This window comes from Methylobacterium sp. WL69 (assembly GCF_008039485.1).
Lineage (GTDB): Bacteria > Pseudomonadota > Alphaproteobacteria > Rhizobiales > Beijerinckiaceae > Methylobacterium.
On sequence record NZ_VRUZ01000001.1, the window covers coordinates 130,522 to 143,885 of the forward strand.

Consider the following 13,364-nt stretch of genomic DNA (forward strand, 5'->3'; position numbering starts at 1 on the left):
CAGCCTTCAGGCGTTCGAGACGTGGACGAGGGCGGCCAGCGTCGCGCGGGCCGCTCCGGTATCGAGGGCGTCTTGCGCCCGCACGACGCCCTCACGGAGGGTTGCGGCGGCGCCCGCCACCACGAGGGCGGCGCCGGCATTGATGACGCCGATGTCGCGGTAGGCGTTGCGCGCACCCTCCAGCACTCCGTACAGGGCGGCGGCGTTGTGTTCCGGGTCGCCGCCCCGGAGGGCGTCGAGGGTGTGGAGGCCGAGACCGACCTCGCGCGGGTCCAGGGTGGCGTGCGTCAGATGTCCTCCGTCCAACGCCACCACGGCGCTGGGGCCGGTCACCGTGATCTCGTCGAGGCCGTCGGAGCCGTGCACGGTCCAGACGCGCTCGCTGCCGAGTTCGGCCAGCACCCGGGTCAGGGGCTCGGCCCAGGCCGGCGCCGAGACGCCGAAGAGCTGGAACTTGACCCCGGCCGGGTTGGCGAGGGGACCGAGGAGGTTGAAGATCGTTCGCGTCGGCAACTCGGCCCGCACCGATGCCACGTGGCGCATGGCGCCGTGATGGGTCTGGGCGAACATGAAGCACAGGCCGGTTTCGGCGAGGCAGCGGGCAAGGCCGTCCGGGTCGAGACCGATGCGGACGCCGAGCGCCGACAGCACGTCAGCGGCGCCCGAACGCGAGGTGGCAGCGCGGTTGCCGTGCTTGGCCACGGGCACACCGCAGGCCGCCGTAACGATCGCGGCCAGCGTTGAGACATTGTAGCTGCCGGAATGATCGCCGCCGGTGCCGACCACGTCGATGGCGCCCGGCACGGCGGCGACGGGCAGCATCCGCGCCCGCATGGCCTCGACGGCACCGACGATCTCGTCGGGCGTCTCGCCGCGCACCTTGAGGGCGATGAGGAAGGCGCTGGCCTGGACCGGCGTCACCTCACCGGACAGCAGATCGTCGAAGGCACGGCGGGCCTCGGCGCGATCGAGACTCGTGCCGGCGGCGACTTTCGCGAGGAGCGGCTTGAACGAATCCACCTGAACGAATCCACGGGCCGTTTGGAATGAGATCAATCAGCTTTGATTGATGGCTCAATGCACGCCGGGCCGGTCCTTGTCACGCGCCGCGTTCCAGGCTGCCGCGATGTCGAGGAAATTCCGCAGGATCTGGGAACCGTGATGCGACAGGATGCTCTCGGGATGGAACTGCACGCCGTGCACCGGAAGGCGCGTGTGCTGCAGTCCCATGATGAGGCCGTCGGCCTCCGCCGTCACGGCCAGCGCCTCCGGGAAGTTCATGCGCTCGACCACGAGGGAATGGTAGCGCGTCGCATCGAACGGGCCATTGAGCCCGCGAAAGATGCCCGAGGCCCGGTGCTCGATGGACGAGACCTTGCCGTGCATGGGGGCGGGCGCCCGCACCACGTCCCCACCGAAGGCCTGCCCGATGGCCTGGAGCCCGAGGCAGACACCGAAGATCGGGATCTCGGCCGCCAGATCGCGCACCACGTCGAGGCAGATGCCGGCCTCGTTGGGCGAGCACGGCCCCGGCGACAGCACCACGGCATCGGGCGCCCGTTCGCGGATCTCCGGGATCGTGATCCGATCGTTGCGGACCACGTCGATGGAGCCGCACAGGGGACCGATCAGGTGGACGAGGTTCCACGTGAACGAGTCGTAGTTGTCGATGACGAGGACGTTGGACATCGGTCGCTCACTGGCCAGTGACGGCGGTTTGACCGCACGGGGCGGCCCGGTCAATCCTGGCGCCTACTGCCCCCGCCGCGCCCGGCTCGCATACATCACCGCATCCTCGGCGGCGCGGAACAGGGCCTTGGCTTTGTTGACGCATTCCTGCTGCTCGGAGGCCGGGTCGGAATCGTAGACGATGCCGGCCCCCGCCTGAACGTGCATGCGCCCGTCCTTCACGATGGCCGTGCGCAGGACGATGCAGGTGTCCATCTCGCCCCGCGCGCCGAAGTAGCCGATGCAGCCGCCATAGGGACCGCGCTTCTCGCGCTCCAGCTCGTCGATGATCTCCATGGCCCGCACCTTCGGCGCGCCCGAGACCGTGCCGGCGGGAAATCCCGCCGCGAGGGCGTCGAGGGTGTCGTGGCGCGGGTCGAGGTCACCCTCGACATTGGAGACGATGTGCATCACTTGACTGTAGTATTCGAGGAAGAACGAGCCCGTGACGGTGACGGACCCGATCTTTGCGACGCGGCCGACATCGTTGCGGCCGAGGTCGAGCAGCATGAGGTGTTCCGAGCGCTCTTTCGGATCGGCGAGTAGCTCCTGGGCGAGGGCCTCGTCCTCGGCCGGTGTCGCGCCGCGCCGGCGCGTTCCGGCAATGGGCCGGATGGTGACGCGTTCGTCGCGCACCCGCACGAGAATCTCGGGTGACGAGCACACCACCTGAAACGCCTCGAAGTCGAGGTAACACAGGAACGGGGCCGGATTCGTGCGCCGCAGGGAGCGGTAGAGGGCGATGGCCGGCAGGGTGAACGGCGCTTCGAAGCGCTGCGACAGCACCACCTGGAACACGTCGCCGGCGACGATGTACTCTTTCGCCCGCGCCACCATGCCGAGATACTGTTCCGGCGTGGTGTTCGAAACGGGCTCGGGGGCCGCCATGGTGCACGGGTCGATGCGCGCCTCGATGGGCAGGGGACCTTCCAGGGCCTCGGCCACCCGTTCCAGGCGGGCGAGGGCGGCCTCGTAGGCGGCGCGCGCGGTGACGCCGGGCTCGGGCCGCACGGGGCCAACCACGGTGATCACGTCGCGCACGGAATCGAACACCACCATCACCCGCGGTCGGACGAGGATCGCGTCGGGCACGCCGAGTGGGTCCGCGTTCGGGCTCCCAAGATTCTCCATGGCCCGGACCATGTCGTAGCCGAGGTAGCCGAACAGGCCCGCCGCCATGGGCGGCAGGGCCTCGGCCTCGGTCTCGACGCCGATGGCGCTCTCGGCGATGAGGGCGCGCAGGCTCGTGAGCGGGAGCGCGTCCTCGGCGACGAATGCGGTGAGGCCGGGATCGCGGGCGATCTCGGGCCGGCCGTCGCGGCAGCGCCAGGCCAGATCCGGATCGAGGCCGATCATCGAGTAGCGGCCGCGCACCACGCCGCCCTCGACGGATTCGAGCAGGAAGGCCGCCCCAGGATAGCGCGCGCGCAGCTTGAGAAAGGCGGCGACGGGCGTCTCGAGGTCGGCCAGCAGGGTGAGGTTGAGGAGGGTCGGGCGCCCCGCCTCGTAGGCCTCCGTGAAGGCCGCGTCTTCGGGGGCTTGCGTCATCGATCGATCAATACTCGCCGCCGCCGACGGCCCGACGGAAGGCCGCCTGGTTGACGGTGATGCCAACGGATTTCTGCACCTCGGCGATGTACTCGCCGAGGACGTCGTCAGCGAGCGTCGACTGGAAGCGCTTGGCGATCGCCGTGTCGGCCGGGGCACCGGGGACGTAGGCCGGCATGGTGGCGGCGGTGACCTTGAACAGGGCGCGGCGCTCGCCGGCTTCCGCCGAGGCCGACTTGTCGATCGCCGTGGCGAAGATGCGGTTCACCACGTCGGCGGTGAGGTCGCCCTGGGGCTGGTTGCGGGCGATGTCGGACACGGACTCGACGTTGAGGCCGGCGGCCTGGGCCACGGCCTCGACGCTCTCGCCCTTGTCGAGGCGGTCGGACAGCTCCTTGGCCTTGGCGGCGAGGAGGCGCGCGCTCTCGGCGGCGCGCCAGCGCGCCACGACTTCGTCGCGGACGTTCTCCAGAGGCTTGTCGTGGGCGCGGTCGATGTTGGTGACGTCGTACCAGACATAGCCGCCCGACTTCGTGCGCAGGGGCTCGTTGTCGCCACCGATCTCGGAGCGGAACAGGGCCGTAACGGTGGTCTCGCGGTCGGGGATGCCCGCAACGGGATTGCCGTCCGCGTCGAGGCCCTGCGCATTCAGGACCGTAGCCGCCACGAGGGGGAGGCCGCGATCTTTGGCGATTTCGGGGAGCGGCTTTGTGTTGGCGCGGGCGTCCTCGATGGCGTCGTGGGCCGCCTCAATGCCGTCCGTGGCGCGCTCCAGCGCGATGGCCTTGGCGATGTCGGCCTGTACGTCGGCCAGGGGTTTCAGGGTCCCGGGTTCGATGGCGGTGACGCGCAGGAGCACGGTACCGAACCGTCCCTTCACGGGTGCGCTCACGGCGTCCTTGGCGAGTGTAAAGGCGGCGTCGGCCACGGGCTTGTCGAACAGCTCGGCCTTGGTGAGGGTGCCAAGGGTCAGGTTCTTGGCGTCAGCCCCGCTCTCGGCGGCGACGGCCTCGAATGGCGCTTCGTTGGCCTCGATCTTCTTCCGCGCGGCCTCCGCCGATGCTTCGTCAGAGAACACGATCTGCTGGATCGTGCGGCGCTCCGGCGTGCCGTACTTCGCCTTGTCGGCCTCGTAGCGCTTGGCAATGTCCTCCGGGCTCACAGAGTCGGGCTTGGCCATGGCCTGGGGGTCGAGGACGAGGAGGTTCACGGCGCGGGTCTCGGGTGCGCGGAAGGCGAACTTGTTCTCGTCGTAGTAGGCTTTGAGCACCTCGTCCGTGGGAGGTGCGACCTCGCCCGCGAAGGAGGGCGGCAGCATCATGAGCGCCACGGCGCGCCGCTCGGTGGTGTAGCGGTGCACCGCCTCGCGGAGCGCGGCGGGCACGTGAAGGTCGGCGGCCACCGCCTCGGCGAGCTGGAGGCGGGCGGCGACGGAGCGCTGCTCGCGCACGAAGGTCGCCTCGTTGAGGCCGGCACGCTGAAGGGTCTGGAAGAACAGCGACGGATCGAACTTGCCGTCGGCGCCCTGGAAGCTCTTTTCCTCGCGGATGGCGCGCAGGACGGCGGCGTCCGGGATGCTCAGGCCGAGGGACGCGGTCTGGTGGTCAAGGGACGCTTCGCTCACGAGCTGGGCCAGGACCTGACGGTCGAGGCCGAGCGCCCGGGCCTGGTCCGGCGTCAGGGTGCGGCGGGTCTGGCTCTGGTAGCGCTGGAGCTGGTTCTGGTACGCGCTGCGCACGGCCTCGGCCGAGATCGGCGTCTTGCCGACGGTCGCCACCGTCGATGTGGAGCCGGCGCGAAAGAATTCCTCGACGCCGAAGATCGCGACGCCGGCGATGAGGAAGACGAACACCACGGAGAGGATGATCTTGCCGAGCCAGTGCTGGCTCGCCTTGCGCATGTTCGTCAGCATCGAAAGGTCCGGGTTCTTGTCTTTGAAAATGGCGCGCGGACGGGCCGGCGCCACTCTGAAGGTCGCCCGCGATAGACCATCCGCACGCCATCGCAAAGACCGCCGGCCCGACGCCCCGCCGGTTTGCGCCCCGCCCGACTGATCTGGTAGGGCCGGCACGAAGCTGGACTGGTCGACAGGTGGAGCGGAGATCCATGACGAAGACGGGGCGCAGGCCACTGGTCGCGGGCAACTGGAAGATGAACGGCCTGCGCGCCTCCGTCTCCGTCGTAGAGGCGGTGCGCAACGGTCTGAGCCCGGATCTGCTCGGCGACGTCGATGTCCTGATCTGCCCGCCTTCGACCCTGATTTCGTCCTGCGTCGCGGCGGTCTACGGCTCGCCCATCGCCATCGGCGGCCAGAATCTCCACGCCAAGCGCAGCGGCGCCTTCACCGGCAGCATCTCGGCGGAGATGCTGGCCGATCTCGGCGCCTCCTACGTGATCGTCGGCCATTCCGAGCGCCGGGCCTACCACCACGAGACCGATGACGGCGTCCATGCCAAGGCGCTCGGTGCGCGCCGCGCCGGCCTGTGCGGCATCATCTGCGTCGGCGAGACCCAGGACGAACGCGAGGAGGGCCGGACCCTCGACATCGTGCGGGCGCAGCTCGCCATCGGCGTGCCCAAGGGCGCCACGGGCGCCGACACGGTCATCGCCTACGAGCCGGTCTGGGCCATCGGCACCGGCCTGACCCCGACGCCAGCCGATATCGCCGAGGTCCATGCGTCCTTGCGCGAAATGCTCGGCCAGCTCATCGGCCCGGAGGCCGGAAAGGTGCGCATCCTCTATGGCGGCTCGGTCAAGCCCGGCAACGCCCGCGAATTGATGGCCGTCGAGAACGTCGATGGCGCCCTCGTCGGCGGCGCCAGCCTCGTGGCCGACGACTTCCTGGGGATCGTCGACGCCTACGCGCGGTAGCCGTTGGGAGAAGTGGCGTTCGCGCGCGTTCTCGTGTAACAGCCGGCCAAATAAGCGGCCGGCGCGGGTGCGTGCGTCGCGTCCGATCCCTCCCGCGTGTGCCGTGGCCGGTGCCGCCCCTGGATAAAAGATGCAGACCGTCCTGATCTCGATCCATCTCATCGTCGTCCTCGGCCTCATCGCCGTGGTACTGCTCCAGCGCTCCGAAGGTGGCCTCGGTCTCGGCGGTGGCGGCAGCGGCGGCGTGTCCGGCTTCATGACCGGGCGCGGTCAGGCGAACGCCCTGACCCGGGCCACCGCGATCCTGGCCGCCCTGTTCTTTGCCACCAGCATGACGCTCGGGGTCCTGTCGCATCGCAGCGCCGCACCGCGGTCGATCCTGGATGGTGCCGGCACATCTCAGCCCGCCAACCAGCCGAACGCCGGCAACCTGCTCGACACCCTTCGGCAGAATCAGGGCGGCGCTCAGCCGGCGGCCCCTGCCGCTCCGACCGCTCCCGTTGCCCCGGCGGCTCCCGAGGCGCCGCAGTCGCGCTGATCTCGGCTGGCGGCAGGCCGCACGAACTTCGTAGGTCCGATTTCGGTCGGGCCTGATCTCCGATCGTCGTTCCGGACGCGATACCCTGCGCCTGCCCTGGCGGCGCGGGGGATAAGCGTTTTTGTGGTTTGGCGAATCGTCCACCCTTGTTTATGGACCGAGGCCCATGACGCGGTACGTTTTCATCACCGGCGGCGTGGTCTCCTCGCTCGGCAAGGGTCTCGCATCGGCTGCCCTCGCGGCCCTGCTCCAGGCGCGCGGCCACACGGTCCGCCTGCGCAAGCTCGACCCCTACCTCAACGTCGATCCGGGCACGATGAGCCCGACGCAGCACGGCGAGGTGTTCGTCACCGACGACGGCGCCGAGACCGACCTCGATCTCGGCCATTATGAGCGTTTCACCGGTCTGCCGGCGACGCGGGCCGACAACATCACCACGGGCCGAATCTACCTCGACATCATCACCAAGGAGCGGCGCGGCGACTATCTCGGCGCCACCATTCAGGTCATCCCGCACGTGACCAACGCCATCAAGGCGTTCGTGCTCGAGGGCAACGAGGCGTTCGACTTCGTGCTGGTCGAAATCGGCGGTACGGTGGGCGACATCGAGGGCCTGCCGTTCTTCGAGGCGATCCGTCAGCTCGGTCAGGAACTGCCGCGCGGCGCCACGGCCTTCGTGCACCTGACTCTGCTGCCCTACATCCCATCGGCCGGCGAGCTGAAGACCAAGCCGACGCAGCATTCCGTCAAGGAGCTTCGCTCCATCGGTATTCAGCCCGACATGCTGCTGTGCCGCTGCGATCGTCCGATCCCCGTGGACGAGCGCCGCAAGCTCGCCCTGTTCTGCAACGTCCGCGAGACCGCCGTCATCGAGGCGCGCGACGTCGATTCCATCTACGACGTGCCGCTCTCGTACCGCGAGGCCGGCCTCGACCGCGAGGTGCTGGCGCATTTCGGCATCGAACCGAAGGGGGAGCCGGACCTGACCCGGTGGAAGACCATTTCGGAGCGCGTACGCAACCCCGAGGGCGAGGTCTCCATCGCCATCGTCGGCAAGTACACGGGGCTGAAGGACGCCTACAAGTCGCTCACCGAGGCCCTGACCCATGGCGGCATCGCCCACCGGGTCAGGGTCAACCTCGAATGGATCGAGGCCGAGGTGTTCGAGCGCGAGGACCCTGCGCCCTTCCTCGAAGGCATCAACGGCATTCTTGTCCCCGGCGGCTTCGGCCAGCGCGGCGCCGAGGGCAAGATCCGGGCAGCCCGCTATGCTCGCGAGCGCAAGATCCCGTATTTCGGCATCTGCTTCGGCATGCAGATGGCCGTGATCGAGGCGGCCCGGTCACTGGCCGGCGTGCCGGAGGCGAACTCGACGGAGTTCGGCGAGACCAGGCAGCCCGTGGTCGGCCTGCTGACCGAATGGTTGCGCGGCAACGAGCTGGAGCAGCGCGCGGCCGCCGGTGATCTCGGCGGCACCATGCGGCTCGGCGCGTATGATGCGACCCTGCACGCCGACACCAAGATCGCCGAGATCTACGGCACAACGGCCATTTCCGAGCGCCACCGCCATCGCTACGAGGTCAACATGGCCTATCGCGAGCGCCTGGAGGCCAAGGGCCTGCGGTTTTCCGGACTGTCGCCGGACGGGCTCCTGCCGGAGACCGTCGAGCATGTCGGCCATCCGTGGTTCATCGGTGTGCAGTTCCACCCGGAACTGAAGTCCCGTCCGTTCGAGCCGCATCCGCTGTTCCAGAGCTTCGTCGGGGCGGCCATCGTCCAGAGCCGGCTCGTCTGAGGAGAGGGCGATGGTCTCGATCTCGGGGCTTCCCGCCTTCCTCGCCTACATGGCGGCGGCCGCTGGGCTCGTCGCACTTTATCTCGTGGTCTACCTGTCGGCGACGGCGCATCGCGAAATCGCCCTCATCCGAGCCAACAACAGCGCGGCGGCCCTGGCGCTCGGCGGAAGCCTCATCGGCTATACCCTGCCGCTGGCGGCCGCGATCGCCAACGCACAGACGATTCTCGACTGCGTGATCTGGGGCCTCGTCGCCCTCGTGGTGCAGATCCTGATCTACTTCGTCGTGCGATTGATCCTGCCCGACCTGTCGCGGCGGATCGAGGCCGGCGAGGTCTCGTCCGCCATCCTCATCGCCGCGTTCTCCCTGGCCGGCGGCCTCGTCGACGCGGCGGCGATGACCTACTGACGCGGTCCGCCGGGCTTCCCGGCGGATTTTTCCTACGCTCGCGCGCTTCCAAGGCGCCATGCCGATGCTAAGCTTCGGCATGGCGCGACAACCCGGTCGCGCGGGAGAGGACCGCGCGTCGCGCCGCATCTGAGATGGCATCGCAGACCGAATCGTCGGCGCCGCGCTCGAAGCGCTCGCAGACCGTCACCCTCGTTCTGCTGGCAGGCGCCGGTGCCACAGCCCTGGCCCTGACGCAGGTCGATCCATCCCAGCGCGAGGAAGATGTCCTCGTCTATCCGACCCCCGAGGCCTGCACGGCCGGCCGTGTTCGCACGGAGGCGGATTGCCGGCGCGACTATGCCACGGCGCTGGCCGCCTACCCGGACTCCGCGCCGCGCTACGGAACGCTCACGGGGTGCGAAGCCCATCACGGGGCGAACCATTGCCTGAATGGCGCCGTCGTCACCGCGGGCGCCACGGGCCAGTTCGTGCCGATCATGGCGGCCTTCCTCCTCGGCCGGCGTCCCGAGCAGGAACTCGCCCCACAGCCGGTCTATGAACACCGCCCCGACGAGGCGGCCCGGGGATTCGTCGGCAGTGGTGGCGGCGGCGGGTACTGCACAGGCTGGGGCGGCCGTGTTGTCACGAGCAGCGGCGGTACGGCATCGAGTGCCCGAGTCGCCTCGTCCGCCGTCCGGCGCGCCAGCTTCGGTGGGTTCGGCGGCACCGGGCGCGGCTTCTCGGCCCATGGTAGCGGTTCGAGCCATGGAAGCGGCGGCTGATGCGCCGCGTTCCCCTCGGGTCCCGGCCCGACTGGCGCGCGACGGCGCGCGCCAACGGCTTCACCTTCCACGGCTCCGACGGCTTGGATTACTGGGACGAGAGCCACGCCTACGGCTTCACCCTCGCGGAGATCGAGGCGGACATCGAGGGGCCGAGCACCGCGCTTCATGCCCTCTGCCTCGCCTTCGTCGCCGACGCGGTGGAAGATGAGCGCATCCTCGCCTCACTGGCGATCCCTGAGCATGCCTGGGACGCGGTGCGGGCGAGCTGGCGGCGGGGCGACCCGTCCCTCTATGGCCGCCTCGACTTCGCCTATGGCGGCATCGACCCGGCCAAGCTCCTCGAATACAACGCCGATACCCCGACCGCCCTCTACGAGACCGGCGTGTTCCAGTGGCTCTGGCTTGAGGACGCGATGGCCTCCGGCCGCCTTCCCCCAGGGGCCGACCAGTTCAACACCGTCCACGAGCGGTTGATCGCGCGGTTTCGCGAGATCGGCGCCGGGGGCGACGTGGCCTTCACGGCCTATGCCGACGCGCCCGAGGATCGCGGCACCGTGGCGTATCTGGAGGATTGCGCGCGTCAGGCCGGGCTCGGAACGCGCTTTCTCGATCTGGCCGACATCGGTCTCGGACCGGACGGCACCTTCGTCGATCGGGTGCTCTGCCCGATCCCGCTGCTGTTCAAGCTCTACCCGTGGGAATGGACTTTCGCCGACCCCTTCGGCACGGCGCTCCACGCCACGCCGACGCGGTTCCTGGAACCGCCATGGAAGGCAATCCTCTCCAACAAGGGCCTGCTCGCCCATCTTTATGCCCGCGAACCCGGCCATCCCAACCTGCTGCCGGCCTTCTTCGAGACCGATCCGGAGAAGGCGAGCCTCGGGCAGTCCTTCGCGCGAAAGCCCCTGTACTCGCGCGAGGGCGCCAACGTGCTGATCCTGCGGGACGGCCAGGTCCTGTCGAATGCCGGCGGACCTTACGGCACCGAGGGGTTCATCCGTCAGGGCTTGGCGGAGCTGCCCGATTTCAACGGCAGGCGACCACTCGTCGGGTCCTGGATCGTCGGGGACGTCGCGGTCGGCCTGTGCGTGCGCGAGGGGGCCGGTCCGGTCACCACCGACACGGCCCTGTTCGTCCCGCATTTCATCGAGGCCGAGTGACGTTGAGATGCGGCTGTCAAACTGCCGGTGCGGACCTATCTGACGGCGACGTGGTATCGGGTCCCGACGCCCCGCGTTCCGCCGCGACCCAGACGGATGCCCGTGTGACCGAAATCCTGTTCTATCATCTGCAGCACCAGCCCCTGGAACGTGTCCTGCCGAGCCTCGTCGAGCGCTCCCTGGCCCGGGACTGGCGGGCGGCGATCCAGGCGGCGAGCGAGGAGCGTCTCCAGGCCCTGGACGATCAGCTCTGGACCTATACCGACGACAGCTTTCTGCCCCACGGTACCGACCGTGACCCGGACCATGCCGGCCAGCCCGTCGTCCTGACCCTCAGGGACACGAACCCCAACGAAGCCGCCATCCGCTTCCTCGTGGAGGGCGCGCCCCTGCCGGCGGACGCCGGCGACTATGCGCGCATCTGCGTGCTGTTCGACGGCAGCGACCAGGACGCCCTCCTGCGCGCCCGTGAGCAGTGGAAGGAGGCCAAGGCCGCCGGACACACCATCGCCTACTGGCAGCAGGACGAGGATGGCCGCTGGCAGAAGAAGGCCTGATGCACGCCCCCGAAGGATACGCCATGCAACGCCTCGCCCTCGGCCTCGCGGCCGTGCTGATCGCCGCCACGCCGCTCATCGCTCAGCCCTCGCCGCATGGAGAGCGTCCGGCGCAGGAAGTGCGAAAGCCCCCCGAAGCGCGGGGGCCCGAAGGGCGCAAGCTGCCCGCCGACGCGGTGACCGAGCACAAGGTCACGTTGCCGGATGGGCGAATCCTGGCTTTCACGGCGCGCGCCGGCAGCCTGCCCCTCGTGGACGAGGCCGGCAAGCTCCAGGCGGAGATTGCCTACATCGCCTACACGATGCCGGGCAAGGAGGGTGCGCCGCGCCCCGTCACCTTTGCCCTCAACGGCGGTCCGGGGGCTGCCTCGGCCTACCTCAACATCGGCGCCCTCGGGCCGTGGCGCCTCCCGGTCGAGGGAGCGAGCATCAGCCCGTCCGCGCCGGTCGATCTGGTGCCGAACGACGGCACCTGGCTCGATTTCACCGACCTCGTCTTCATCGATCCCGTCGGGACCGGCTACAGCCGCGCGGCGGACGGAGACGGTAAGAAGTACTGGACTGTGGAGTCCGACGCGTCGGTCCTGTCCTCGGCCATCGCCCGCTGGCTGCGCGTCAACGAGCGCATGGCGGCACCGAAATTCTTTGTCGGCGAGAGCTACGGCGGGTTCCGGGGGCCGCTCATCGCCGCGAAGCTTCAGGAAGAGATCGGCATCGGCCTGTCGGGCCTCGTCCTGCTCTCGCCGGTCCTCGATTTCGCCTGGCTTCAGACCCCGCGCACGACGCCGTGGGGGCACGTCCTCAAGTTGCCGTCCTTCGCCGCCGCCGCCATCGAACGGGCGGGGGGCACGCCGACACGGGCGACATTGGCCGAAGCGGAGGCCTACGCCACCGGCCCCTACCTCGCCGACCTCCTGAAGGGTCCGTCGGACACCGCCGCTGTGGCGCGCCTCGCCGACCGCGTCGGGGCCCTCGCCGGGCTCGATCCGGCCTTCGTCCGCCGGCAGGCCGGGCGACTCTCGTCGAACGGCGTCCAGCGCGAGATCGGCCGCGACACCGGCCGCGTCGCCAGCGCCTACGACACCGGCGTCACCGGCTGGGACCCCGACCCGGCGGCCTTGTCGTCGGGCTTCGAGGATCCGCTGCTCACGGCCATCCAGGCGCCGCTGACGAGCGCGATGATCGCCCTCTACACGGAGCGTCTGAACTGGAAGGTGGCGGATCTCCGCTACGAACTCCTCAACAACGCGGTCAATCGGGGCTGGACCTGGGGCAGCGGGCGCATGGCGCCGGAGGCCATCGGTACCCTGCGCGGCGTCCTGGCGCTCGACGGCAATCTGCGGGTGCTGGTGGCCCATGGCTTCACCGACCTGGTGACGCCGTACTTCGCCTCGAAACTCCTCATCGACCAGATGCCGGCGTTTGGCGGCGGCCGCCTCGATCTCGCCGTGTACCCGGGCGGACACATGTTCTATTCCCGCCCGGATTCGCGCGCCGCCTTCCATAAGGATGCCGCCGACCTGTTCGCGAAGGCGCTGGACGCGCGGCGGATACCGGGAGGCGACGCCGGCAAGTCTCGATCCAAGGATACGCCGTGATCTCAGACTCCGCGCACCCGTTGCCGCATCTCGGCGCGCTCGTCCTCATCGGATGGGGTCTGTCCGCTTGTACCAGCGTGGAGACACGGGTTCACGAGCCGGTACCGGTGGCGGCACCCGCACCGAGGCCCGCACCGGCGCCCACGTTTTCCGGTCCGGTGCTGACCGGCGACGGCACCTGTACCGGCCCGGTACCTACGACGGCAGCCGCCATCGAGCCCGGCATCGGCGAATGCGATCTGGTGCGCCTCAAGGGTAAGCCGCCGACGGATGTTCTCGTCGGTGAGGGGCGTTCGGGCCGCGAGGTCCAGGTGCTCTACACGGAGCCCGGCGCGAAAGAGCTGTACTTCTTCGTCAACAACCGCCTCGACCGCATCGTGAAGTAGGCGCACC

General features: G+C 69.3%; 13 protein-coding genes. 9 read left to right on the forward strand and 4 right to left on the reverse strand.

Annotated elements, in window-relative coordinates; all coding sequences use genetic code 11:
- Window positions 1–6: 6 nt before the first annotated feature.
- The 4 genes from trpD to FV218_RS00615 all read right to left on the reverse strand — a co-directional run bounded on the left by trpD (window position 7) and on the right by FV218_RS00615 (window position 5,188).
- Window positions 7–1,020: an anthranilate phosphoribosyltransferase gene (gene trpD / locus FV218_RS00600; RefSeq protein ID WP_147708311.1), complete on the reverse strand. Its 1,014-nt coding sequence runs from the start codon at window positions 1,018–1,020 to the stop codon at window positions 7–9.
- A 54-nt stretch (window positions 1,021–1,074) separates the two neighbouring features.
- Window positions 1,075–1,689 carry an aminodeoxychorismate/anthranilate synthase component II gene (locus FV218_RS00605; protein ID WP_056086536.1) on the reverse strand — a complete coding sequence of 205 codons (615 nt, stop codon included), beginning with the start codon at window positions 1,687–1,689 and terminating at the stop codon, window positions 1,075–1,077.
- A gap of 63 nt (window positions 1,690–1,752) precedes the next feature.
- Complete coding sequence (gene trpE / locus FV218_RS00610; RefSeq protein WP_147708312.1) at window positions 1,753–3,276, reverse strand: anthranilate synthase component I; 1,524 nt, start codon at window positions 3,274–3,276, stop codon at window positions 1,753–1,755.
- Between the two features lie 7 nt (window positions 3,277–3,283).
- Entirely contained in the window at window positions 3,284–5,188 is a 1,905-nt protein-coding gene (locus FV218_RS00615) for a SurA N-terminal domain-containing protein (RefSeq protein WP_147708313.1), read from the reverse strand.
- 194 nt (window positions 5,189–5,382) lie between these two features.
- On the opposite strand from FV218_RS00615, the gene tpiA reads away from it, so the two are divergent.
- The 9 genes from tpiA (at window position 5,383) to FV218_RS00660 (ending at window position 13,357) form a co-directional block, all read left to right on the forward strand.
- Window positions 5,383–6,147, forward strand: a complete 765-nt coding sequence (gene tpiA, locus FV218_RS00620) for a triose-phosphate isomerase (RefSeq protein WP_056086531.1) — start codon at window positions 5,383–5,385, stop codon at window positions 6,145–6,147.
- A gap of 130 nt (window positions 6,148–6,277) precedes the next feature.
- Window positions 6,278–6,685, forward strand: coding sequence for a preprotein translocase subunit SecG (secG, locus tag FV218_RS00625; protein WP_056086528.1), 408 nt, complete (start codon window positions 6,278–6,280; stop codon window positions 6,683–6,685).
- Window positions 6,686–6,851: 166 nt separating this feature from the next.
- On the forward strand, window positions 6,852–8,480 hold the full coding sequence (locus FV218_RS00630) for a CTP synthase (protein WP_147708314.1): 1,629 nt from the start codon (window positions 6,852–6,854) through the stop codon (window positions 8,478–8,480).
- A 10-nt stretch (window positions 8,481–8,490) separates the two neighbouring features.
- A complete protein-coding gene (locus FV218_RS00635) occupies window positions 8,491–8,889 on the forward strand; it encodes a DUF350 domain-containing protein (protein WP_147708315.1) in 399 nt (132 codons plus the stop codon).
- A gap of 134 nt (window positions 8,890–9,023) precedes the next feature.
- Window positions 9,024–9,653 (forward strand): DUF1190 domain-containing protein, encoded by a 630-nt coding sequence (locus FV218_RS00640; RefSeq protein ID WP_187272918.1) that lies wholly within the window; start codon window positions 9,024–9,026, stop codon window positions 9,651–9,653.
- Window positions 9,653–10,816, forward strand: a complete 1,164-nt coding sequence (locus tag FV218_RS00645; protein WP_147708316.1) for a glutathionylspermidine synthase family protein — start codon at window positions 9,653–9,655, stop codon at window positions 10,814–10,816. Before FV218_RS00640 ends, FV218_RS00645 begins: the two co-directional genes overlap by 1 nt.
- 104 nt (window positions 10,817–10,920) lie before the next feature.
- Window positions 10,921–11,373 carry a DNA polymerase III subunit chi gene (locus FV218_RS00650; protein ID WP_147708317.1) on the forward strand — a complete coding sequence of 151 codons (453 nt, stop codon included), beginning with the start codon at window positions 10,921–10,923 and terminating at the stop codon, window positions 11,371–11,373.
- Between the two features lie 23 nt (window positions 11,374–11,396).
- A complete protein-coding gene (locus tag FV218_RS00655; protein ID WP_246684929.1) occupies window positions 11,397–12,971 on the forward strand; it encodes a peptidase S10 in 1,575 nt (524 codons plus the stop codon).
- Entirely contained in the window at window positions 12,971–13,357 is a 387-nt protein-coding gene (locus tag FV218_RS00660) for a hypothetical protein (RefSeq protein ID WP_246684930.1), read from the forward strand. Before FV218_RS00655 ends, FV218_RS00660 begins: the two co-directional genes overlap by 1 nt.
- Window positions 13,358–13,364: the final 7 nt, after the last annotated feature.

Bases quoted from the DNA above. Each gene is read 5' to 3' on its own strand.
- FV218_RS00605 (WP_056086536.1), bottom strand. From the start codon at position 1,689: ATGTCCAACGTCCTCGTCATCGACAACTACGACTCGTTCACGTGGAAC.
- trpE (WP_147708312.1), bottom strand. From the start codon at position 3,276: ATGACGCAAGCCCCCGAAGACGCGGCCTTCACGGAGGCCTACGAGGCG.
- FV218_RS00615 (WP_147708313.1), bottom strand. From the start codon at position 5,188: ATGCTGACGAACATGCGCAAGGCGAGCCAGCACTGGCTCGGCAAGATC.
- tpiA (WP_056086531.1), top strand. From the start codon at position 5,383: ATGACGAAGACGGGGCGCAGGCCACTGGTCGCGGGCAACTGGAAGATG.
- secG (WP_056086528.1), top strand. From the start codon at position 6,278: ATGCAGACCGTCCTGATCTCGATCCATCTCATCGTCGTCCTCGGCCTC.
- FV218_RS00630 (WP_147708314.1), top strand. From the start codon at position 6,852: ATGACGCGGTACGTTTTCATCACCGGCGGCGTGGTCTCCTCGCTCGGC.
- FV218_RS00635 (WP_147708315.1), top strand. From the start codon at position 8,491: ATGGTCTCGATCTCGGGGCTTCCCGCCTTCCTCGCCTACATGGCGGCG.
- FV218_RS00640 (WP_187272918.1), top strand. From the start codon at position 9,024: ATGGCATCGCAGACCGAATCGTCGGCGCCGCGCTCGAAGCGCTCGCAG.
- FV218_RS00645 (WP_147708316.1), top strand. From the start codon at position 9,653: ATGCGCCGCGTTCCCCTCGGGTCCCGGCCCGACTGGCGCGCGACGGCG.
- FV218_RS00655 (WP_246684929.1), top strand. From the start codon at position 11,397: ATGCAACGCCTCGCCCTCGGCCTCGCGGCCGTGCTGATCGCCGCCACG.